17 protein-coding genes are annotated in these 22517 nt (G+C 57.8%); 8 read left to right on the top strand and 9 right to left on the bottom strand.

From position 1 onward, the window contains the following. Positions 1–55: 55 nt before the first annotated feature. On the bottom strand, positions 56–1060 hold the full coding sequence (argF, locus tag ACMYSN_RS12310; RefSeq protein ID WP_462498163.1) for an ornithine carbamoyltransferase: 1005 nt from the start codon (positions 1058–1060) through the stop codon (positions 56–58). 162 nt (positions 1061–1222) lie between these two features. On the opposite strand from argF, the gene rraB reads away from it, so the two are divergent. Both rraB and miaE read left to right on the top strand, forming a co-directional pair. Then, positions 1223–1648 carry a ribonuclease E inhibitor RraB gene (gene rraB, locus ACMYSN_RS12305; protein WP_123757915.1) on the top strand — a complete coding sequence of 142 codons (426 nt, stop codon included), beginning with the start codon at positions 1223–1225 and terminating at the stop codon, positions 1646–1648. 170 nt (positions 1649–1818) lie between these two features. Further along, positions 1819–2583 carry a ferritin family protein gene (gene miaE, locus ACMYSN_RS12300; protein ID WP_462498162.1) on the top strand — a complete coding sequence of 255 codons (765 nt, stop codon included), beginning with the start codon at positions 1819–1821 and terminating at the stop codon, positions 2581–2583. 111 nt (positions 2584–2694) lie between these two features. On the opposite strand, the gene ACMYSN_RS12295 is transcribed toward miaE, so the two are convergent. The 4 genes from ACMYSN_RS12295 to pepA form a co-directional block, all read right to left on the bottom strand. Further along, on the bottom strand, positions 2695–3198 hold the full coding sequence (locus tag ACMYSN_RS12295) for a GNAT family N-acetyltransferase (RefSeq protein ID WP_123757983.1): 504 nt from the start codon (positions 3196–3198) through the stop codon (positions 2695–2697). A gap of 123 nt (positions 3199–3321) precedes the next feature. Beyond that, positions 3322–6177: a valine--tRNA ligase gene (locus ACMYSN_RS12290; RefSeq protein WP_462498161.1), complete on the bottom strand. Its 2856-nt coding sequence runs from the start codon at positions 6175–6177 to the stop codon at positions 3322–3324. Next, positions 6177–6620 carry a DNA polymerase III subunit chi gene (gene holC, locus ACMYSN_RS12285; RefSeq protein WP_123757918.1) on the bottom strand — a complete coding sequence of 148 codons (444 nt, stop codon included), beginning with the start codon at positions 6618–6620 and terminating at the stop codon, positions 6177–6179. Before holC ends, ACMYSN_RS12290 begins: the two co-directional genes overlap by 1 nt. Before the next feature lie 195 nt (positions 6621–6815). Next, positions 6816–8327: a leucyl aminopeptidase gene (gene pepA / locus ACMYSN_RS12280; protein ID WP_123757919.1), complete on the bottom strand. Its 1512-nt coding sequence runs from the start codon at positions 8325–8327 to the stop codon at positions 6816–6818. Between the two features lie 268 nt (positions 8328–8595). On the opposite strand from pepA, the gene lptF reads away from it, so the two are divergent. Both lptF and lptG read left to right on the top strand, forming a co-directional pair. Continuing rightward, a complete protein-coding gene (gene lptF / locus ACMYSN_RS12275; protein WP_462498160.1) occupies positions 8596–9693 on the top strand; it encodes an LPS export ABC transporter permease LptF in 1098 nt (365 codons plus the stop codon). After that, positions 9693–10775: an LPS export ABC transporter permease LptG gene (gene lptG / locus ACMYSN_RS12270; RefSeq protein WP_462498252.1), complete on the top strand. Its 1083-nt coding sequence runs from the start codon at positions 9693–9695 to the stop codon at positions 10773–10775. Before lptF ends, lptG begins: the two co-directional genes overlap by 1 nt. Positions 10776–10814: 39 nt before the next feature. Here lptG and ACMYSN_RS12265 read toward each other — a convergent pair whose 3' ends face one another. Both ACMYSN_RS12265 and ACMYSN_RS12260 read right to left on the bottom strand, forming a co-directional pair. Then, positions 10815–12317, bottom strand: coding sequence for a helicase HerA-like C-terminal domain-containing protein (locus ACMYSN_RS12265; protein WP_462498159.1), 1503 nt, complete (start codon positions 12315–12317; stop codon positions 10815–10817). A gap of 97 nt (positions 12318–12414) precedes the next feature. Further along, positions 12415–13236: a TIM barrel protein gene (locus ACMYSN_RS12260; protein WP_462498158.1), complete on the bottom strand. Its 822-nt coding sequence runs from the start codon at positions 13234–13236 to the stop codon at positions 12415–12417. Positions 13237–13587: 351 nt separating this feature from the next. On the opposite strand from ACMYSN_RS12260, the gene ACMYSN_RS12255 reads away from it, so the two are divergent. Both ACMYSN_RS12255 and iolB read left to right on the top strand, forming a co-directional pair. Further along, positions 13588–15093 carry a CoA-acylating methylmalonate-semialdehyde dehydrogenase gene (locus tag ACMYSN_RS12255; protein WP_123757924.1) on the top strand — a complete coding sequence of 502 codons (1506 nt, stop codon included), beginning with the start codon at positions 13588–13590 and terminating at the stop codon, positions 15091–15093. Between the two features lie 18 nt (positions 15094–15111). After that, positions 15112–15921, top strand: a complete 810-nt coding sequence (iolB, locus tag ACMYSN_RS12250) for a 5-deoxy-glucuronate isomerase (protein ID WP_123757925.1) — start codon at positions 15112–15114, stop codon at positions 15919–15921. A gap of 140 nt (positions 15922–16061) precedes the next feature. Here iolB and ACMYSN_RS12245 read toward each other — a convergent pair whose 3' ends face one another. Together ACMYSN_RS12245 and ACMYSN_RS12240 are read right to left on the bottom strand one after the other, a co-directional pair. Next, positions 16062–16922, bottom strand: coding sequence for a MurR/RpiR family transcriptional regulator (locus tag ACMYSN_RS12245; protein ID WP_123757926.1), 861 nt, complete (start codon positions 16920–16922; stop codon positions 16062–16064). Between the two features lie 148 nt (positions 16923–17070). Further along, positions 17071–18984, bottom strand: a complete 1914-nt coding sequence (locus ACMYSN_RS12240; RefSeq protein WP_462498157.1) for a 5-dehydro-2-deoxygluconokinase — start codon at positions 18982–18984, stop codon at positions 17071–17073. A 528-nt stretch (positions 18985–19512) separates the two neighbouring features. Here ACMYSN_RS12240 and iolD point away from each other — a divergent pair. Both iolD and iolG read left to right on the top strand, forming a co-directional pair. Further along, positions 19513–21453: a 3D-(3,5/4)-trihydroxycyclohexane-1,2-dione acylhydrolase (decyclizing) gene (gene iolD, locus ACMYSN_RS12235; RefSeq protein WP_462498156.1), complete on the top strand. Its 1941-nt coding sequence runs from the start codon at positions 19513–19515 to the stop codon at positions 21451–21453. 47 nt (positions 21454–21500) lie between these two features. After that, the gene (iolG, locus tag ACMYSN_RS12230) at positions 21501–22514 is read left to right on the top strand and encodes a Gfo/Idh/MocA family protein (protein ID WP_462498155.1); all 1014 of its coding nucleotides are present in this window, start codon (positions 21501–21503) and stop codon (positions 22512–22514) included. The last annotated feature ends 3 nt before the right edge of the window (positions 22515–22517 follow it).

Here is a 22517-nt window from a genome sequence, read left to right as displayed (position 1 = left end):
ACGGTCTGGTAGCCCGGATAACGCGCAGCGCGCCGCCATCCGGGGATATGCTTCGTTATTTACTCAGCGTTGCAACCATCACCGCTTTAATGGTGTGCATGCGGTTTTCCGCCTGATCGAAGACGATACTGGCGGGCGACTCAAAGACCTCGTCAGTCACTTCCATGCCGCCGTGCAGGCCATACTCTTCGGCCATCTGTTGGCCCAGGGTGGTTTGATCGTCATGGAACGCCGGCAGACAATGCAGGAACTTAACCTGTGGGTTGCCGGTCAGCGCCATCATCTCGCTATTCACCTGATAGGCACGCAGCAGCGCGATGCGTTCCGCCCACTTCTCTTTGGCTTCACCCATAGAAACCCAGACGTCGGTATAAATAAAGTCCGCGCCCTTCACGCCAGCGGCGATATCTTCGGTCAGGGTGATATTGCCGCCGTGCTTCTGCGCCAGCGCCGTACACTCTGCCACCAGATTCTCGTCCGGCCAGCAGTCCGCCGGGGCCACCAGGCGCAGATCCAGCCCGGTCAGCGCGGCGGCTTCAAGCATGGAGTTCCCCATGTTGTTGCGGGCATCACCGGCATACACCAGCGTCATTTCGTTAAAGGCTTTGCCCGGCAGATGCTCCTGCATGGTCAGCAAATCGGCCAGCAGCTGGGTAGGGTGAAACTCGTTAGTCAGACCATTCCACACCGGGACGCTGGCATAGCTGGCGAGCGTCTCGACGATCTCCTGGCCATGACCGCGATACTGAATACCGTCATACATCCGTCCCAGCACGCGAGCCGTATCTTTAATCGATTCTTTATGGCCAATCTGGCTGCCGCTTGGCCCGAGATAGGTCACGCGGGCGCCCTGGTCAAATGCGGCAACTTCGAAAGAGCATCGTGTACGGGTAGAGTCTTTTTCGAAGATGAGCGCGATGTTTTTTCCAGCAAGGTGTTGGATTTCAATGCCGTTTTTTTTATCTGTTTTCAGTCTGGCGGCCAGCGCCAGTAGGGCAGTGATTTCTGCAGGGGTAAAATCGAGCAACTTTAGAAAATGTTTGTGATAAAACGCGGACATGGTTCCCTCGCTGGCTTAAGCCACTTATTGAATTAAAATTCAATTTATATGTATGAATATTCATTTGCAACCCCGTTTCACAAATCTTTTGCACAAAGGTGGAGGCAATCACGGCGGTATGTGACAATAGAAGTATCTGTCGCACATTATGAGGAACGAGCCATGGCAAACCCGGAACTACTGGAAGAACAGCGTGAAGAAACGCGTCTGATTATCGAAGAACTGCTCGAAGACGGCAGCGACCCTGATGCGCTGTACACCATCGAACACCATCTTTCCGCCGACGACTTTGAAACTCTGGAGAAAGTGGCAGTAGAAGCTTTCAAAATGGGCTACGAAGTGACCGAGCCGGAAGAGCTGGAAGTCGAAGAAGGCGAAGTGGTTATCTGCTGCGATATCCTGAGCGAAAGTGCGTTAAAAGTAGAACTGATTGATGCCCAGGTAGAGCAGCTGCTGAACCTGGCAGAGAAATTCGGCGTTGAATATGACGGTTGGGGTACCTACTACGAAGACCCTAACGGCGAAGACGGTGACGAAGAAGACGACGAAGATCTCGTCGATGAAGACGACGACGGCGTTCGTCACTAAGCAAGCCTGCACGTCATCCTTCAGGCACTTCTCTGTTGGCGATACTCAGAAACCCCGGCGACATAGCGACTATGCCGTCGGGGTTTTTCGCCTTAATACACCTGATCGATCCTGTGTATTGTTGGATACGGTGACGACCGACGGCCGTTGGCGTATAGCAAGGAACTTTAATGGACTACCCGCAAATACTCGCCCCTGTACTCAATTTTCTCCACTGCCCGACGCCGCAGGCATGGATTGATGAAGCCCGTAAGCCGGAAAACCTGCCGCTGCTGCTGACCGACCACATGGTCTGCGAGCTTAAAGCGGCGCAGAACGCGCTGCTGCTGGTGCGTAAATATGTCGCCGATAAAAGCGGGGCCGATGAACTGCTGGCCTGCCTGAAGCCGTATGAAGACTTTACCTACCGCTGGGGGCCCGAGCCGGATTTCGTCGCGCTGCATAAGCAGATCAACAAAAGCACGATGCCGCAGACCGATGACCCCTGGGGGCGTCAGCTGGTGGACAGTATGGTGCTGCTGATTAAAGAGGAGCTGCATCACTTCTGGCAGGTGAGGGAGATGATGCTGGCCCACGATATCCCGTACGTCAAAATGACCGCCAGCAACTACGCGCGCGGATTACGCAGAGAGGTGCGTTCCCACGAACCGGTGATGCTTATCGATAAGCTGATTTGCGGGGCCTATATCGAGGCACGCTCCTGTGAGCGTTTTGCGGCACTGGCGCCGTGGTTGGATGACGATCTGCAGAAGTTCTATCTGTCGCTGCTGCGCTCCGAGGCGCGGCATTATCAGGATTACCTGGATTTAGCGCAGCAGATTGCCGATGAGGATATCAGCGAGCGGATCCGCCAGCTTGGCGAAGCCGAGGCGGCACTTATTCTCGCGCCAGAAGCCGAATTGCGTTTCCACAGCGGAATTCCGGTTCGCGCCTGAGAGAGGGGAATCCCGGAGGCGGTGCTCCGCACCTGTCCGGGCTACCAAACCGCACGAACCGTAGCCCGGTCATACAGAAGCGCCATCGGAGAGGATCACGGCGCTGAGAAGCTACAGCGCTTTGAGCATCCGGACTTCGCAGTCCACATGACCGGTACGGCCCAGCGGCGCGTCGATATGCAGGAAACCGAGGTGTTCATATAACCCGACGGCTTCTTTCAAAAAGGCGGTGGTTTCCAGATAGCAGCGTTTGAACCCCTGCTCGCGGGCATGTTCCAGCGCCAGCAGCGCCAGTTTCTTTGCCAGCCCCTGGCCACGGGCGGAGGTCATGAAATACATTTTCTGCAGCTCGCAGATATCCGCTTCACTATGGGCCAGCGGCGCTACGCCGCCACCGCCAACCACCCGGCCATCCTGTTCAACCACCCAATAGGCAGATCCCGGCTGGCTGTAGAGCTCAAACAGCTCATCCAGATTCGGATCGGCTACCGTATAGCCTTTATCTGCCGTCAGCCCATACTCCGCAGAAACCTGGCGGATAACCTGAGCAATAGCGGCATTATCTTCAGCGGTGATGCGGCGCAGCGACAATGTGGTGGTCGCGATCGTATTCATACGATGACTCATAGCAAAAAAATAGCGGATGGTGTTGTTAATAACACCCTGTACGGGGGAAGTGCAAGCGGGGAACGCGGATAAAAAAACGCCCCTTGCCGGATTGCGCAAGGAGCGGATGGATTACAGCGCGGCGATGACCGCCTGCTGTTCAATCAGTTTGCTTTTCGCTTCCGCGTAGCCTTCCAGTTTCTCGCGCTCTTTGGCGATAACGGCTTCCGGGGCACGGGCCACGAAACCTTCGTTGGAGAGCTTGCTTTCGATGCGGCTGATTTCACCTTCGATTTTCGCCACTTCCTTCGCCAGACGCGCCAGCTCATCTTCTTTGTTGATGAGACCCGCCATCGGGATCAGCAGCTCGGCGCCGTCGATAATCTTAGTGACCGAAACCGGACCTTTATCATCGGCAGACAGCACGGTGATGCTTTCCAGACGCGCCATCGACTGCAGGAAGCTCTGGTTGTCAGTCACGCGACGCTGAGCGTCAGCGCTACAGCCGCGCAGCAGCAGTTCCAGCGGTTTACCCGGAGCGATGTTCATTTCCGCACGGATATTACGCACGGCGACGATCGCCTGCTTCAGCCATTCGGTATCGGTCAGCGCCGCTTCATCGACCTGAGACGCATCGTACTGCGGGAACGGCTGCAGCATGATGGTGTCAGCGGTCACGCCGCAAATTACCTTCACGCGCTGCCAGATGGTTTCGGTGATGAACGGAATGATCGGATGCGCCAGACGCAGCAGACCTTCCAGTACGGTCACCAGCGTGTTGCGGGTGCCGCGCAGTTCAGCGTCTGAACCACCTGTCATAACCGGCTTGGTCAGCTCCAGGTACCAGTCACAGAACTGGTTCCAGGTGAATTCATACAGAATGCCCGCGGCAATATCGAAGCGGTAGCTGTCCAGCGCCTCGCGGTAGTTCTTGATGGTCTGGTTGAATTCCGCAAGGATCCAGCGATCGGCCAGAGACAGCACCATGTCGCCGCCTTTGAAGCCGCAATCCTGATCTTCGGTGTTCATCAGCACGAAGCGGCTGGCGTTCCACAGCTTGTTACAGAAGTTGCGGTAACCTTCCAGGCGTTTCATGTCCCAGTTGATATCGCGACCGGTAGAGGCCAGCGCCGCCAGGGTGAAACGCAGGGCGTCGGTGCCGTGCGGCTCAATACCGTTCGGGAACTGTTTCTCAGTGCGTTTGGCAATTTTCTCTGCCAGCTGCGGCTGCATCATGTTGCCGGTACGTTTTTCCAGCAGATCCGGCAGGGAGATACCGTCGACCATATCCAGCGGGTCAATGACGTTGCCCTTGGATTTGGACATCTTCTGGCCTTCATCGTCACGAATCAGACCGGTCATGTAGACGGTATGGAACGGAACCTGCGGCTTGCCGTTTTCATCTTTGATGAAGTGCATGGTCATCATGATCATGCGGGCAATCCAGAAGAAGATGATGTCAAAGCCAGAGACCATCACGCTGGTTGGGTGGAACTGACGCAGAGCATCGGTGTTTTCCGGCCAGCCGAGGGTTGAGAAGGTCCACAGCGCGGAGGAGAACCAGGTGTCGAGCACGTCTTCGTCCTGGCGCAGCGCGACGTCAGCGGACAGGTTGTTTTCCTGACGCACTTCGTCTTCAGTACGGCCCACGTAGACGTTGCCTTCGTTGTCATACCACGCCGGGATACGGTGACCCCACCACAGCTGACGGGAGATACACCAGTCCTGAATATCGCGCATCCAGGAGAAGTACATGTTTTCGTACTGCTTCGGCACGAACTGGATGTCGCCGTTCTCAACCGCTTCCACGGCCGGTTTTGCCAGCACGTCGGCACGCACGTACCACTGGTCGGTAAGCATCGGTTCGATAACTACGCCGCCACGGTCGCCGTACGGTACGGTCAGGTCGTGCGGTTTAATCTCTTCCAGCAGGCCCAGCGCGTCGATAGCGGCAACAACGGCTTTACGCGCGGCAAAGCGTTCCATTTTCTGGAACTCTGCCGGGATGGCGTTCGAGTAAACGTCGGACTCTTCGCCTTTGGTGTCATACACTTCTGCGCTTTCACGGATATCGCCGTCAAAGGTCAGAATGTTGATCATCGGAAGCTGATGACGACGACCTACTTCGTAGTCGTTAAAGTCATGCGCCGGGGTGATTTTCACGCAGCCGGTGCCTTTTTCCATATCGGCGTGTTCGTCGCCGACGATCGGAATGCGGCGGTCAACCAACGGCAGCACGATGAATTTGCCAATCAGGTCTTTGTAACGCGGGTCTTCCGGGTTAACGGCCACGCCGGTATCACCCAGCAGGGTTTCCGGACGGGTGGTCGCCACCACCAGGTAATCTTTGCCGTCTGCGGTTTTCGCGCCGTCGGCCAGCGGGTAGCGGATGTGCCACATTGAGCCTTTGGACTCACGGTTTTCCACTTCGAGGTCGGAAATCGCGGTGCGCAGTTTCGGGTCCCAGTTGACCAGACGCTTGCCGCGGTAAATCAGGTCTTCTTTGTACAGGCGCACAAAGACTTCTTTCACCGCATTGGAGAGGCCTTCGTCCATGGTGAAGCGTTCGCGCTCCCAGTCCACGGAGTTGCCAAGGCGGCGCATCTGACGGGTAATGGTGCCGCCGGATTCGGCTTTCCACTGCCAGATTTTATCGATAAAGGCATCGCGACCGTAATCGTGGCGGGTTTTACCTTCTTCAGCAGCAATCTTACGCTCCACCACCATTTGGGTAGCGATACCCGCGTGGTCGGTACCTGCCTGCCACAGGGTATTTTTACCCTGCATGCGCTGGTAGCGAATCATGGTATCCATGATGGTTTGCTGGAAAGCATGACCCATATGCAAACTGCCGGTGACGTTCGGCGGCGGGATCATGATGCAGAAGCTTTCCTGGCTTTCATTACCATTCGGTTTGAAATAGCCCTGCTTTTCCCAGTGCTCGTAAAGCGGCTGTTCGATATCTTGTGGGTTGTATGTCTTTTCCATTATTTCCAGGTTGCCGTATTCAGGTTGAAACCAGCCATGCGGTACGCTTTGTAGCGTTCGCGCGCCAGTTGTTTCAGAGAATCTTCGTAAGGGACAAAGTCTACCACTTCTGTGAAAGCGGTGGCAAAATCTGCAAAATTAACCCGCAGACTGATCAGAATATCCCGCGGGCTGCTGTTGCGCTTTTGCGGCCAGGCAATTTCCACCGGTGCGCCGCCTCTGGGGCCTTCTCCCGCCAGATTATGCGGGACGAAGCTTTCCGGGGGACGCGCCCACAGCGCTTCATCGAGGCGAATGGCCTGCTGTTCATCTTCGCAGGCAATCAGCACACGTTTGCCGCTGCGCCAACGTTCTGCGGCAACGTCACACACCAGTTGTTCAACGGCGCTTAAGCCATCCTGTTGCGTATCATTGTCGAGCAGATAGAACGTTGCATTCTTCATAAGCTATACCCATTGTCTTTCTGGCGGCCTCTTTGTTGGCTGCCCTCGCTCATCCCAGTCACCCCAGTCACATCGTTATCTATGCTCCTGGGGATTTGCGCGGTTGCCGCCGTGACGTAACCCGAAATCCAGAGGGCATAGAATGTAATGGGGGCACTGAACCCGGCAAGCAAGGCCTGCCGGGTACGCTTGATTTTACTCTTCGCCAGTAAACCCGGCGCGGTTGAGCAGGAACTGCGACAGCAGGGCGACCGGACGACCGGTGGCGCCTTTGGCTTTACCGGAACGCCATGCGGTACCGGCGATATCCAGGTGCGCCCAGTTGTACTTACGGGCGAAGCGCGACAGGAAGCAGCCGGCAGTTATCGCACCACCAGGACGCCCGCCGATATTCGCCATATCCGCGAAGTTCGACTCCAGCTGATCGTGGAACTCGTCGCTCAGCGGCAGACGCCACGCGCGGTCACCCGCTAGTTCAGAGGCGCCAATCAGCTCGTGGGCCAGCGGATTGTGGTTCGACATCAGGCCGGTGATGTGATGGCCCAGCGCAATCACGCAGGCGCCGGTCAGCGTCGCCACGTCGACTACCGCTTCCGGTTCGAAACGTTCAACATAGGTCAGCACGTCGCACAGCACCAGGCGGCCTTCCGCATCGGTGTTTAACACTTCAACCGTCTGGCCGGACATGGTGGTCAGGACGTCGCCCGGACGATAGGCGCGCCCGCCAGGCATGTTTTCACAGCCGGCCAGCACCCCAATCACGTTCAGCGGCAGCTGCAGCTCAGCGACCATACGCATCACGCCGTAAACCGCCGCGGCGCCGCACATGTCGTACTTCATCTCATCCATGCCTTCGGCAGGCTTGATAGAGATGCCGCCGGAGTCAAAGGTCAACCCTTTGCCGACCAGTACGATCGGCCGCGCGTCTTCCGACGGGTTGCCTTTGTATTCGATAACCGACATCAGCGACTCGTTCTGCGAACCGTTGCCGACCGCCAGATAGGAGTTCATGCCCAGCTCGCGCATCTGCTGTTCGCCAATCACGCGGGTGACGACATTTTTACTGTAGGTATCGGCCAGTTGACGAGCCTGAGAGGCCAGGTAAGCTGCGTTACAGATGTTCGGCGGCATATTGCCGAGATCTTTTGCCGCTTTGATGCCGGCGGCAATCGCCAGGCCGTGCTGGATAGCGCGCTCGCCGCTGGTCAGTTCGCGACGGGTCGGAACGTTGAAGACCATTTTACGCAGCGGGCGACGTGGCTCGCTTTTGTTGGTTTTCAGCTGATCGAAGCTGTACAGCGTCTCTTTGGCGGTCTCAACGGCCTGGCGTACTTTCCAGTAGTTGTTGCGGCCTTTGACGTGCAGCTCGGTCAGGAAACAGACCGCTTCCATCGAACCGGTATCATTCAGCGTATTTATCGTTTTCTGAATGACTTGTTTATACTGACGTTCATCCAGCTCACGTTCTTTGCCACAGCCAATCAACAGAATGCGCTCTGACAGAATGTTGGGCACATGGTGCAGCAGCAGCGTCTGGCCAGGTTTACCCTCCAGTTCACCGCGACGCAGCAGCGCGCTGATATAACCGTCACTGATTTTATCGAGTTGTTCGGCAATCGGGGAGAGGCGACGCGGCTCAAAAACGCCGACTACGATACAGGCACTCCGCTGTTTCTCCGGGCTACCGCTTTTTACACTGAACTCCATGCACTACGCTCCTGAATCTTAAAGACAACGACGGTGGCTACGGATAGAATTGAAAGCTTTCGTAACTCATGACCGCTGTTGCGGTGACTTCGTGTTAATCTTAACGTTATTACGGCTTTGGTTCGTCAGAAAAAAAACCTGATACGCGGAACCAATGAGTCATTTAATCTTAGCGATGATTTCGAAGACCAAAGAGAATAAATGACGTTTAAGCCATGAAACAAGCAATTTTCCTGCAATAAGACGGGTTTTTACGGGCGTATTTATAGTGATAATCATAAGATATCTGGTTCGTGAGACGCTGAAAAGCCAGTTGGCGATCCTGTTCATCCTGCTACTCATTTTCTTTTGCCAGAAACTGGTCAGGATCCTCGGCGCGGCGGTAGATGGCGACATCCCGACAAATCTGGTGCTCTCCCTGTTAGGGCTGGGCGTACCGGAAATGGCGCAGCTTATTCTGCCCCTGAGTCTGTTCCTCGGGCTGCTAATGACGCTGGGCAAACTGTATACCGAAAGTGAAATCACGGTGATGCACGCCTGCGGCCTGAGTAAGGCCGTGCTGGTCAAAGCGGCGATGATCCTCGCGCTGTTTACCGGTGCCGTGGCGGCCGTTAACGTGATGTGGGCCGGCCCCTGGTCGTCCCGCCATCAGGACGAAGTACTGGCAGAAGCCAAAGCCAACCCCGGCATGGCTGCGCTGGCCCAGGGCCAGTTCCAGCAGGCCAGCGATGGCAGCGCGGTGCTGTTTATTGAAAGCGTGAACGGCAATCGCTTCCAGGATGTATTCCTTGCGCAGCTGAAGCCGAAAGGCAATGCGCGTCCTTCCGTCGTCGTGGCGGACACCGGCGAACTGTCGCAGAAGAAAGACGGCTCGCAGGTGGTGACCATGAATCAGGGCACCCGCTTTGAAGGCACGGCGATGCTGCGTGACTTCCGCATCACCGACTTCAAAAATTACCAGGCAATTATCGGCCATCAGGCGGTCTCCTCGGACCCAGGCGATACTGAACAGATGGACATGCTGACGCTGTGGAAAACCGATACTGACCGCGCCCGCGCGGAGCTGCACTGGCGCTTCACGCTGGTGGCGACGGTGTTCATTATGGCGCTGATGGTGGTCCCGCTGAGCGTGGTGAACCCACGTCAGGGACGGGTGCTGTCAATGCTGCCGGCGATGCTGCTGTACCTGGTCTTCTTCCTGCTGCAAACCTCGATTAAGTCTAACGGCGGTAAAGGTAAAATCGACCCGATGATCTGGATGTGGGGTATCAACCTGCTCTATTTCGCGCTGGCCGTGCTGCTGAACCTGTGGGATACGGTGCCGATGCGCCGCTTCCGTGCCCGTTTTAACAAAGGAGCGGCGTGATGCTGGCGTTTGGCGTACTCGACCGTTATATCGGTAGGACGATTTTCAACACCATCATGATGACGCTGTTCATGCTGGTGTCGCTGTCGGGCATTATCAAATTTGTCGATCAGCTGAAAAAGGCAGGCCAGGGCAGCTATGACGCGCTCGGTGCCGGGCTGTACACCATTCTTAGCGTACCGAAAGACGTGCAGATTTTCTTCCCGATGGCGGCGCTGCTTGGCGCCCTGTTGGGGCTCGGGATGCTGGCACAGCGTAGCGAACTGGTGGTGATGCAGGCCTCCGGTTTCACCCGTTTACAGGTGGCGCTGGCGGTGATGAAAACCGCGATTCCGCTGGTATTGCTGACGATGGCGATCGGTGAATGGGTCGCGCCGCAGGGCGAACAGATGGCGCGTAACTACCGTGCTCAGCAGATGTACGGTGGGTCGTTGCTCTCCACCCAGCAGGGGCTGTGGGCGAAAGACGGTCATAACTTCGTTTATATTGAGCGGGTGAAAGGCAACGATGAGCTGGGCGGCGTGAGTATTTACGCGTTTAACGATCAGCGTCGTTTGCAGACCGTCCGCTATGCGGCCTCGGCGAAATTCGATAACGACAATAAAGTCTGGCGCCTGTCGCAGGTCGATGAGTCAAACCTCACCGACCCGAAACAGATCACCGGCTCGCAGATGGTTAGCGGAACCTGGAAAACCAAGCTGACGCCCGACAAGCTGGGCGTGGTGGCACTGGATCCGGACGCGCTGTCGATCAGCGGTCTGCACAACTACGTGACCTATCTGAAGTCCAGCGGCCAGGACCCGGGGCGTTATCAGCTCAATATGTGGAGCAAAATCTTCCAGCCGCTGTCGGTGGCGGTGATGATGCTGATGGCCCTGTCGTTTATCTTCGGCCCGCTGCGTAGCGTGGCAATGGGGGTGCGGGTGGTCACCGGGATCAGCTTTGGCTTTATCTTCTACGTGCTGGACCAGATTTTTGGCCCGCTGACGCTGGTTTACGGCATCCCGCCGATTATCGGCGCGCTGCTGCCAAGCGCCAGCTTCTTCCTGATCAGCCTCTGGCTGATGATGAAAAAGAGCTAGCACGACGTCCCTCGCGCGTTCATCGCGCGGGGGACGATACTACCGTTTTCGCCCGCCCAGTAAACTTCCCAGCATGCCTCTGACAATCTGATTGGTCACCTGCCGCACCGCACTTTTCGCCGCGGTCTGCACGATGCCGTCCCGCTTGCCGCCCCGTGGCCCGGTGGTGCCGAAAAGAATATCTTTCAGCCCGCCGAGCAGACCGTCGTCATCGCTGCCTGTCTGGCCTTTGGCCGGGGGCGCCGCCTGTTGATCCACGGTGGCCTGAACCCCTTTTTGCAGCATTTCAAACGCCGATTCACGGTCGATCTCTTCTTCGTATTTGCCGTACAGCGCGGAGTGGTTAATCAGGCCGTTGCGCTCGTCGTCGGTCACCGGACCCATTCGTGAGCACGGGGCGATAACCATGGCGCGTTCGACCACCGACGGGCTGCCTTTCTCATCGAGGAAGGAGATCAGCGCTTCGCCGGTGCCCAGCTCCTGAATTGCCTGCTCGGTGCTGAAGGCCGGGTTGGCGCGCATGGTCTGCGCCGCGGTTTTCACCGCTTTCTGATCTTTCGGCGTAAAGGCGCGCAGGGCGTGCTGAACGCGGTTGCCCAACTGACCCAGGACCGCGTCGGGAATATCTGACGGGTTCTGCGAGACGAAGTAGACCCCCACGGCTTTGGAGCGAATCAGGCGGATCACCTGTTCGATTTTATCCAGCAGCACCTGCGGGGTATCGTTAAACAGCAGATGCGCTTCATCGAAGAAAAAGACCAGTTTGGGCTTATCGAGATCGCCGGCTTCCGGCAGACGCTCGTAGAGTTCAGAGAGCATCCATAGCAGGCTGGCGGCGTAGAGCTTCGGCATCTGATATAGCTTCTCGGCGCTGAGGATATTAATCACCCCTTTGCCATTTTCATCGAGGCGCATCCAGTCCTGGATATCGAGCATTGGCTCACCGAAAAAGTGTTCCGCCCCCTGCTGCTCCAGGGTCAGCAAGCCGCGCTGAATGGCGCCGACCGAGGCGCTGCTGATGTTGCCGTACTGGTTCTGAAAAGCTTTGGCGTTATCGCCGATATACTGGGTAATGGCGCGTAAATCTTTGAAATCGAGCAGCAAAAGGCCGCGATCGTCGGCGATGCGGAAGATGATATTCAGCACCCCGGACTGGACCTCGTTGAGGTTCAGCAGGCGCGCCAGCAGCAGCGGCCCGAGATCCGACACCGTGGCCCGTACCGGGTGGCCTTTCTCGCCGAAAATATCCCATACCACCACCGGATTGGCGTGCGGCTGCCAGTCGCTGACGCCGATTTTCTCCAGCCGCGCCTGCAGCTTCTCCGACGCCTGGCCGGCTTCGGCAATCCCGGTCAGGTCGCCTTTAACATCGGCCATAAAGACCGGGACGCCAATCTCTGAGAAGGATTCCGCCAGCTTTTGCAACGTGACGGTTTTACCGGTGCCGGTGGCGCCGGTAATCAGGCCGTGACGGTTGGCCATTCCCGGTAACAGATGCAGCTGTGTTTCCCGCGTGCGGGCAATCAGCAGGGGTGAGCTCATGTTCGATTCCTCCATTTATCCTGCGTCGATTATAGGCAACCTGGCCGCAAACCGACGTGAGAAATTTCCCCTCTGGCAGAATACGCCGCGCTTTTCCTCAGCCGCAGTGCTGTTGGATCAGGGCGATGCTGCGCTCCGTTTCGCGACGGATATCCGCGTCGGTCCACGAGGCCAGCTCCGGCGCAAAAGGCTCGAACGCGTACACGCCCCGGTAGCCGCGCGCTTCCAGCTGCTTGATTTGCTCGCAGGTCTGCAGCCTGTCGTGAACCGTCAGCATGATCCGCTGATCGTCGGTGAGGTTCTCCCGCGGGCGGGAGTCCTCCACGCCGGAGAGGTGCACCAGGCCAATTTCCGCGACATCCAACTGGGAAAACTCAGCCTCCGCCTGCGGGTAAAGATGGTGATGAAAGGTATCGATCAGCATCTTAAACGGCACCTGCGCGTCGCGGATCAGCGCCTGCGCCTGGGCGGCGGAACGCAGCGAGCTTTGTGGGAAGCCCAGAGGCTCCACCAGCCCCTGCACACCGTAAAAAGCAAACAGGGGGGATAGCTGGTGCAGCGCGTTCAGCGTCTCGCTGGCGGACACCTCGCGACCATCATTCAGTGGACACAGCACCAGCGATTTTGCGCCAATGGCGCGGGCCTCTTGCAGCAAGGATTCGGTGAGGTTGCGTACCTGTTCCGTGCAGCAGTTGAAAGGATAAACGGCGTTGATGGTCAGGATCTCAATGTGGTAACGCTCGGCCAGCTCGCGCACCTGTTGATGGCTCAGATCGTCGGTCACGCGGCCTGAGGGCAAATCATTCCGTAGCTCGACCTTATTCAGTCCAAGGCTGTTCACCAGACGGAAAAACGCCTCGATGCTCAGGGAAGGGGCGATCTTACGATTCAGACAAAAACGCTGCAGTGCGATAGCCATGTGGCTCTCCTGGAAACGGTAGGGTGGGTTCGTTCGATTGCCTCTAAGTCAAAACATTTATTTCAAAATTATCAATAACTGAAATGATGATTCTTTGAGCTGCTTCGCAATTAATCGTGCTTTCAGCCTCCGCCGGCTCTCCGGCACAGCTGGCGCGCTGCCTGAAGCGCATCGATCGCGCTTTCCGCTGAAAACTGAAGTCCTGTGGATGGGAAATGCGACAGTCATCACCAAAATAGAATTTCATTTCATATCATCATTGAAATATACATTTCATTTTACTACGGTTATATAACTGCAAAATCGGAGACGGGCCGCAACGTTGGCCTACCAACACCATGAGGCGAGAACATGACGATCACAGGAAACTTTATTGGCGGGAAAACCGTCACCAGCAGCAGCAATGAAACGATGCCGGTTTACGATCCGGCGACGGGGAAAGTGGTTCGCGAAGTCACGCTGTCGACCGCGCAGGAAGTTTCTGACGCCATTCAGGTGGCCCGTGAGGCGTTTGAAAGCTGGTCGCGCACCACGCCACTGCGCCGCGCCCGGGTTTTGTTCAACTTTAAAATGCTGCTGGAACAACATGCGGAAGAGCTGGCGGGGATCATCGTCAGCGAGCACGGTAAAGTGTGGTCGGACGCGTTGGGTGAACTGACGCGCGGCCTGGAAGTGGTCGAGTTTGCCTGTGGGATCCCGCACCTGATTAAGGGAGAGTACTCCTCGGACGTTGGCACCGGGGTCGACAGCTATTCGCTGATGCAGCCGCTGGGCGTGGTGGCGGGTATTACGCCGTTTAACTTCCCGGCGATGGTGCCGATGTGGATGTTCCCGCTGGCGCTGGCCTGCGGCAACAGCTTCGTACTGAAGCCACCGGCGCTGGCGCCAACCGCAGCGGTGCGCATGGCAGAACTGCTGAAAGAGGCCGGTCTGCCGGACGGCGTCTTTAACGTGGTGCACTGCAGCAACGATGACGCCGAACAGCTGTATACCGATCCGCGCATTGCGGCGGTGAGCTTCGTTGGCTCTTCCGGCGTCGCCGAATATATCTACAAAACCGCCAGCGCGCACGGCAAGCGGGTACAGGCGTTTGGCGCGGCGAAAAACCACGCCATCGTGATGCCGGATGCGGACCTGGATGCCACGGTCAACGCCATCATGGGCGGCGCGTTTGGCTCTGCGGGCGAGCGCTGCATGGCGCTGCCGGTTGTCGTCGCGGTGGGCGATGAAACGGCAGACAAACTGATTGCGCGCCTGAAACCGCTGGTGGAAGCGCTGAAGGTCGGGCCGGGCTGCTTGCGCGGCAAAGACGAGAACGAAATGGGGCCGGTAGTTTCCGACACCCATCAGAAAAAAGTACTGGGCTATATCGATAAAGGCGCCAGTGAAGGGGCTAAACTGGTGGTCGACGGGCGTAAGCTGCGAGTGGCCGGTCATGAAGACGGTTACTATGTCGGCGGGACGCTGTTCGATAACGTCACGCCGGAAATGACCATCTGGCGCGAAGAGATTTTCGGACCTGTGCTGGGCATTGTCCGGGTCGCGGACTACCACAGCGCGCTGGCGCTGGTGAACAGCCACGAATTTGGCAACGGCAGCGCCGTTTTCACCAGCAACGGCCACACCGCACGGGAATTCGTGCATGATGTGCAGGCCGGGATGGTCGGCGTAAACGTGCCGGTGCCGGTACCGATGGCGTTCCACAGCTTTGGCGGCTGGAAACGCTCGGTGTTTGGCGCCCTGAACGTCCACGGGCCTGACGGTGTGCGCTTCTACACCCGTATGAAAACCGCCACCGTGCGTTGGCCGGAAGGGCAGCAGACCGTATCTGAATTCAGCATGCCGACGTTAGGCTAATCGGCGAAGGAGAGCGCCATGTCGTTACTGGCTAAATCACGCAAAGAGGGGCAGATCCAGCACATAACGCCGCAAAGCGCCGGCTGGCGCTATATCGGGTTTGATGTGTGGATGCTGAAAAAAGGGGAAACCATCCAGCTGGAGAGCGGCGATCGCGAGCTGTGCCTGGTGCTGGTGGCCGGGCTGGCCTCGGTCAAAACGACGAAGGCCGATTTCCCCAACCTGGGACAGCGAATGTCGCCGTTTGAGCGCACGCCGCCGTGGTCAGTGTATGTGCCGCCGCAGGACAAGGTAGAGGTGACGGCAGACTCCGATCTCGAGCTGGCGGTCTGCAGCGCCCCGGGTAAAGGGACGCTGCCGGCGCGGGTGATTCGCCCACAGGATGTCGGCGTCGAGCATCGTGGTAAAGGCCGCAACCAGCGCCGCGTGCACAATATCCTGCCGGATAATGCGCAGGCCGATTGTCTGCTGGTGGTGGAAGTCTACACCGACGAGGGGGCCACCAGTTCGTGGCCGTCCCACAAGCACGATACCGCGCAGCCGGGTAAAGAGACGCAGCTGGAAGAAACCTATTACCACCGTTTCGATCCGCCGCAGGGGTTTGCATTCCAGCGGGTGTATACCGACGATCGTAGCCTGGACGCCTGCATGGCGCCGTCTAACCACGATGTGGTGATGGTACCGCGCGGCTATCATCCGGTCGCCGCGATCGCCGGGTATGACAGCTATTACCTCAACGTGATGGCCGGGCCGGAACGTAAATGGCTGTTCACCTGGGAAGAGGATCACGCGTGGATTAACAGTCCCGATTATCCCCGCCACGACTGACGCATCATAGATGTAAACATGGATGTAAACATGGATGTAAAAAGGCCGCTAAACCTGGTTTAGCGGCCTTTTTTGCCTGGGGCAACCGTATATGCTGTGACCCGGATAAGGCGCGAGCGCCGTCATCCGGGAGGGGCAGGTCAGGCGAGGTTCTGCTGAGCCTGAGGCTCTTTGCTGCTGTTCAGCGCCAGCGACACGGCGAGGGTCTGGGCCAGGCACAGGGAAGCGACCTGCGAGCGGAAACCGTCCACCTGCGCTTCACGCACCACGAAACAGACATCGCTGAATGCCGCGAGCGGGCTGACCTGGCTGTCGGTAATGGCGATTTGCCGGGCTTTACGCTGGGCGCCCAGCTCCACCAGCTCAACCACTTCGCGGGCATACGGCGAGAAGCTGACGGCAATCACAACGTCCTTCGGTCCCACCAGACTCAGTTGTTCGGTGAACATCCCGCCAAGGCCGTCGATCAGGAAGGCCTTACGGTCAAGGTGGCGCAGCGCATAGGTCAGATAGGAAGCGACGCTAAACGAGCGGCGCAGGCCAATCACATAAATGTTCTCGGCTTCCGCCAGCAGGGCCACCGCCCGCTCAAGATCGTCCCCGGAGGTCTGCATCGCCAGCTGCTGCAGCGCCTGGGTGTTCACCATGGTAAACATATTGAGGATTTCCGTCGGCGTTTCCGGCGGGGAGGTTTCATCGTTGGTGGTCTGACGGAACAGGCGAGCACGCTCGGTATAGTTGGCGGTCTCTTCCATCAGATGCTGGCGAAACATCTGCTTCATTTCGTTAAAGCCGCTGAAGCCGAACGCATTAGCGAAACGGATCAGCGTTGACGGCGGGACATCCGCCTGCTGAGCAATGGACGCGACGGTATCGAACGCGACACTATTGCTGTTATCCAGAATATAGCGTGCCACCTGCTTTAAGCGTTTGCTTAAGGTATCGTAGCGACGCCGAATTTCATCCTGCAGGATGGTCAGTTGGGTCGGATTATTGGCCATAGATTGCGCTCTGATAAAATGAAAGGAATATAACTTCCAGTGTACCAAATGAAGCGAATTTTTCATTTATTGCGATGAAATACGCGATTCATTTCACGAACAAACAGCAAAAAGCCCGCCCGAAGTGGGCGGGCCGGTGGGATCGGCGTTAGCCGCGGGCTTCGCGCCAGTAGCCGATAAGCGTCAGATAGTTCCGTTTCACTTCGTCGATCAGCGCCTCATCGCTCAGCTCACCCTGCATCCAGCGGCGCGAAGGCTGACCAAAGATGGTGCGGCCGACGGCAAACCCTTTGATGATCGGATGGCTGGCAGCCTCGGCAAAACCGGCGCGCAGGCGGTCCGGCGGCGCATCCAGGCCGAGCAGCAGGATCCCACGACACCAGCTGTCTTCCCGGGCGATCAGCGCGCTGATCTGCTCCCAGCAGGCGCTGGAAAGCGGCGGCAACTTCCACCAGTCCGGCTGAATACCGAGCTGATAAAAATGTTCCAACATGGTGTAGTAATGACGCTCGTCTTTTTCCGGGCCGTTTTCCGGGAGGATCACTTCCAGCAGCAGTTCATGTCCGGACTTGTTGCAGGCCTGCCAGACTTCCAGCAGCAGCGCATCCTGTTCCGCCCGCAGCGAGGCCGGGTCCGCCGGGTGATAGAACACCAGGCATTTCACCACCTGCTCCAACGGCCAGTCGATCAGCTGAGACCCGATGCTGCCGTGTTCAAGGCGCAGCGGGCGAGATCCCGGCAGTTCGATAGGACGACCAATCCACCACCCTTTACCGGTAATGGCGTTCAGCGCCCGCTGACCGTAGGTGCCGTCAGCGAGGATCCCGCTGCGCTGGTCAAGTCCGGCCTCCTGCGCCGCGGCTTCTGCGGCGGACAGCAGCAGGAGTTTGAGCGGGGAAATACAGGACTCATCTCGTCCGGTTTCCCGGGCCAGATCCGCCAGCTGCTTGCGATGATCAAAGGCAAAAATACACAGTTCCGGCCACGCCTGACGGCGACTGGTGACCCGGTGCAGGTGGTTCAGACGCGCATCGGTATCCGGACGCGGGACCGACTCCGCGCGTTGCAGATAGTCATCCAGCTCGACTTTAGTCGGCATCGCCGGGGCGCAACCGTGGCGTGAAACCACCAGCGCACCGCAGGCGTTTGCGTAGCGGCAGGCCTGCTCCCAGCCTTCATCATTCAGCCAGCCGCGCAGCAGACCGGACATAAATGCATCCCCGGCGCCCAGCACGTTGAGCACCTCAACCCGCACGCCCTGCTGGAGCGGCACGCTGTCCCAGCTATCGGGAATATCGCCTTCCAGCACCACGCAGCCCATCGGACCGCGTTTGCACACCAGGGTGGCGTTGGTGGCGTGGCGGACGTTTTTCAGCGCCGTCAGGGTATCGGTACTGCCCCCGGCAATATGAAACTCTTCTTCTGTACCGACCACTAAATCGAACAGATGTAGCACTTCCTGCAGCTGGCTGGTGACCGGATCGGATTCAATGAAACGCGTTTCACCGTCCCCCAGCGAGGTCAGCCCCCACAGCACCGGGCGGTAATCGATATCCAGCGCGGTGCGCAGACCGTGGCGACGGGCGTATTCCAGCGCTTTCAGCACGGCGGCACGGGTATTGGCGTGCGAAAGATGGGTGCCGGTCACCGCCAGCGCGCGGGAAGAGGCAATGTACTCCTCATGAATATCCTCAGGCGCCAGCGCCATGTCGGCGCAATTATCACGGTAAAAAATGAGCGGGAAGGTCTCGTGGTCTTTAATTCCCAGCATTACCAGCGCGGTAAGGCGCTGTTTATCGGTGATCAGGTATTCGGTATCAACCCCGGCCCGGCTGAGCGTTTCACGCAAAAAACGGCCATTGTGCTCATCACCTACGCGCGCCAGCATGGCGGATTTTAACCCCTGAATGGCGGTGCCATAGGCGACATTACCGGAAGACCCGCCCAGATATTTAGAGAAACTGGCAACATCTTCTAGCCTTGCACCAATCTGCTGGGCATAGAGGTCGACAGCCACCCGGCCAATACAGATGACGTCGAGCCGCTTTACTGCTGCATTCATAGCTAGGATTTCCTTTTGCATATCTGCTGTACGGAGGGGTCGGGATACCGACAAGGTCTCCACAAACAGCCTGAGAGTTAACGGTTGTTCTTAGTTTGAGAAATAAATATTTCATTTGCAAACTTGTTCGAAATTAAAAAACCAAAAGTGTGAAGGATCTACCACTCTGCCGCGCCAGCCCGCGTTCAGCAACGGATCGCCGGTGGTCACGGCGTCAGCAGATGGGTGGTCTGATGAGAGACCGCTTTATATCTGATTTTTAACAGGATATTGGCGTGGCAGGCCGCCTGGTAAGGCCGCTGAAGGGGGAGCGACTGACGGTGAAACGGCTGAAACGAAGAGAGAGTTTGATCCCTCTCGCAAAATGAAATGTTTTTTCTGTATTTCTATTTAATGAAAAAAATGTTTGCCTATAATCCAAAAGTATTCCAGTGGACGTTAACGAGATTCCAACAACCGTGCAAACCGTGCGGCGCGGGAAACGCGACGAACCCACAGACAAAAGCTGAACAATAAGGATTGTGCAAGATGGGCAAACTGAGGCTGACAATGGCGCAGGCGCTGGTGAAGTTCCTTGATAACCAGTATCTGGAAGTGGATGGCGTAGAGCATAAATTTGTTAAAGGGATTTTTGCCATCTTTGGTCACGGCAATGTGCTGGGGTTAGGCCAGGCACTGGAACAAGACAGCGGTGAGATGCGGGTTTTCCAGGGGCGTAACGAACAAGGCATGGCGCACGCCGCCACCGGTTTTGCCCGCCAGTCTCTGCGTCGCCAGATTATCGCCTGTACCGCGTCCGTTGGCCCCGGTGCGGCGAACATGCTCACCGCCGCCGCGACGGCAACCGCCAACCGGATTCCGCTGCTGCTGCTGCCCGGTGACGTCTTTGCCACCCGCCAGCCGGACCCGGTTCTGCAACAGGTCGAGCAGAGCTACGACCTGAGCATCAGCACCAATGATGCCTTCCGGGCGGTCAGCAAATACTGGGACCGCATTACGCGCCCGGAACAGCTGATGAGCGCCAGCATTAACGCCATGCGGGTCCTCACCGACCCGGCGGAAACCGGTGCGGTGACGCTGTGCCTGCCGCAGGACGTCCAGGGCGAAGCCTGGGATTACCCAGAGACCTTTTTCGCGCGACGCGTGCACCGGCTCGATCGTCGCCCGGTCAGCGCGGCACATCTGGCAGACGCCATCTCCGTCATCAAAGCCAGCCGCAAGCCGCTGATTATCTGCGGTGGCGGGGTGAAATACGCTGGTGCCGGTGAAGCGCTGTCCCGCTTTGCCGAACATTACCAGATACCGTTTGCTGAAACCCAGGCCGGAAAAGGCACGGTGGTGTCATCCCATCCGCTGAACGTCGGCGGCGTCGGGGAGACCGGCTGCCTGGCCGCCAACTTGCTGGCGAAAGAGGCCGATTTAGTCATCGGCATTGGCACCCGCTTTAGTGATTTCACCACCTCTTCAAAATGGCTTTTCCAGCACCCCAACGTGCGTTATCTGAACGTCAACGTCAGCAACTTCGATGCCTGGAAGCTTGACGGCATTCCGCTGCTGGCCGATGCCCGTGAAGCGCTCACCGCACTGGACGACGCACTGGCTGACGCCGACTGGCAGGCCGGATGGGGCGCGCAGATCGCCAGCGTTCAGAGCAGCCAGTTGAAAGAGACGCAGCGCGTCTATCAGGCGCAGTGGCAGGAGAGTGGGTTTGTGCCGGAAGTCGACGATCGTCTCGATCGCGAGGCGGTCTATCGCGAATTTCGCCAGATTACCGATTCCACGCTGACCCAGAGCAGCGTGCTGGGAGTGCTCAATGAGACGCTGTCGGCAGAGGCCATAATTGTGGCGGCGGCGGGCAGCCTGCCCGGCGATTTACAACGGGTGTGGCGCAACCGGGCCACCAACACCTATCACGTGGAGTACGGCTACTCGTGCATGGGTTATGAGGTGAACGCCGCGCTCGGCGTCAAGCTGGCGCAGCCGCAAACGGAAGTTTACTCGCTGGTCGGCGACGGCTCTTTCATGATGCTGCACTCCGAGCTGGTCACCTCCTTACAGGAAGGGGCGAAGATCAACGTGGTGCTGCTCGATAATATGGCCAACGGCTGCATCAATAACCTGCAGATCGGTCACGGTATGGGCAGCTTCGGCACCGAATTCCGCTATCGCTCGGCGCAGACCGGGCAGCTACAGGGCGGGCTGATCCCGATCGATTTCGCCACCATCGCGGCAGGCTACGGCTGTAAAACCTGGCGCGTCACCACGCTGGATGAACTGCGCCACGCGCTGGATGCCGCGCGCCGCGAAACGGTCAGTACCCTGATTGATATTAAAGTGCTGCCGAAAACCATGGTGCACTCGTACGGCAGCTGGTGGAACGTCGGTATTGCCCAGACGGCATTGTCCGAACGTATTCGCAAAGTGGCTGAAATGATTAATGAAAAACGCGCCGAGGCGCGGGATTACTAACCTATAACGCTTACCTTGAACCCTACAGAATCACGGAGAAAACCACTATGTCACTCAAATTAGGTGTCATCGGCGCTGGCGCCATCGGTAAAGAACATATCCGTCGTTGCACCCAGGTCTTACAGGGTGCCACCGTGGTGGCGGTGTCGGACATTAATGCAGAAAGCGCGCGTGCGGCAGTGGCGTTGCCGGGAGTACAGGCTGAGATCTACACCGACGGTCATGACGTGATTAACGCCAGCGATGTCGATGCGATCCTGGTGACCTCCTGGGACCCGACGCACGAAGAGTATACCCTCGCGGCGATCGCCGCCGGCAAACCGGTCTTCTGTGAGAAGCCGCTGGCGATGAGCGCGGAAGGCTGCCGCCGCATCGTTGACGCTGAAATGAAAGCGGGCCGCCGTCTGGTACAGGTCGGCTTTATGCGTCCTTACGATGAAGGCTATCTGGCGCTGAAAAAAGTCATCGATGATGGCGATATCGGCGCACCGCTGATGCTGCGCTGCGCGCACCGTAACCAGTCAGTGGGCGAGAATTACACCACCGATATGGCGATCACCAACACTCTGATCCACGAGTTGGACGTGCTGCGCTGGTTGCTGGATGACGACTATCTGTCGGTGCAGGTGCGCTTCCCGCGCTCCACTTCCCATACCCACCCGCGTCTGAGAGACCCGCAGATTGTCTCGTTCGAAACGCGCAAAGGCACCCTGATCGATGTTGAAGTGTTTGTGAACTGCCAGTACGGCTACGACATCCAGTGTGAAGTGGTGGGTGAAACGGGCATTGCCCGTCTGCCAGAGCCGTCAGCGGTACAGATGCGTAAGAGCGCTAACCTGTCGACCGCCATTCTCATCGACTGGAAAGACCGCTTTATTAAAGCCTACGACGTGGAACTGCAGGCCTTTATCAATGACGTGAAGGCCGGTCAGCTGCAGGGGCCTTCGGCGTGGGACGGCTATGCGGCCTCGGTGGCGGCCGATGCCTGCATGCAGGCCCAGGAGAACAGCGGGCCGGTAGCGGTCGCGTTGCCTGAGTGCCCGGCGTTCTACCAGCGCTAATCG

Source organism: Klebsiella sp. R445 (assembly GCF_051131755.1).
GTDB classification, from domain to species: Bacteria; Pseudomonadota; Gammaproteobacteria; order Enterobacterales; family Enterobacteriaceae; genus Klebsiella; species Klebsiella lignicola.
Note: the sequence above shows the minus strand (reverse complement) of the source record. Positions and strands in the feature narration are given on the sequence as shown.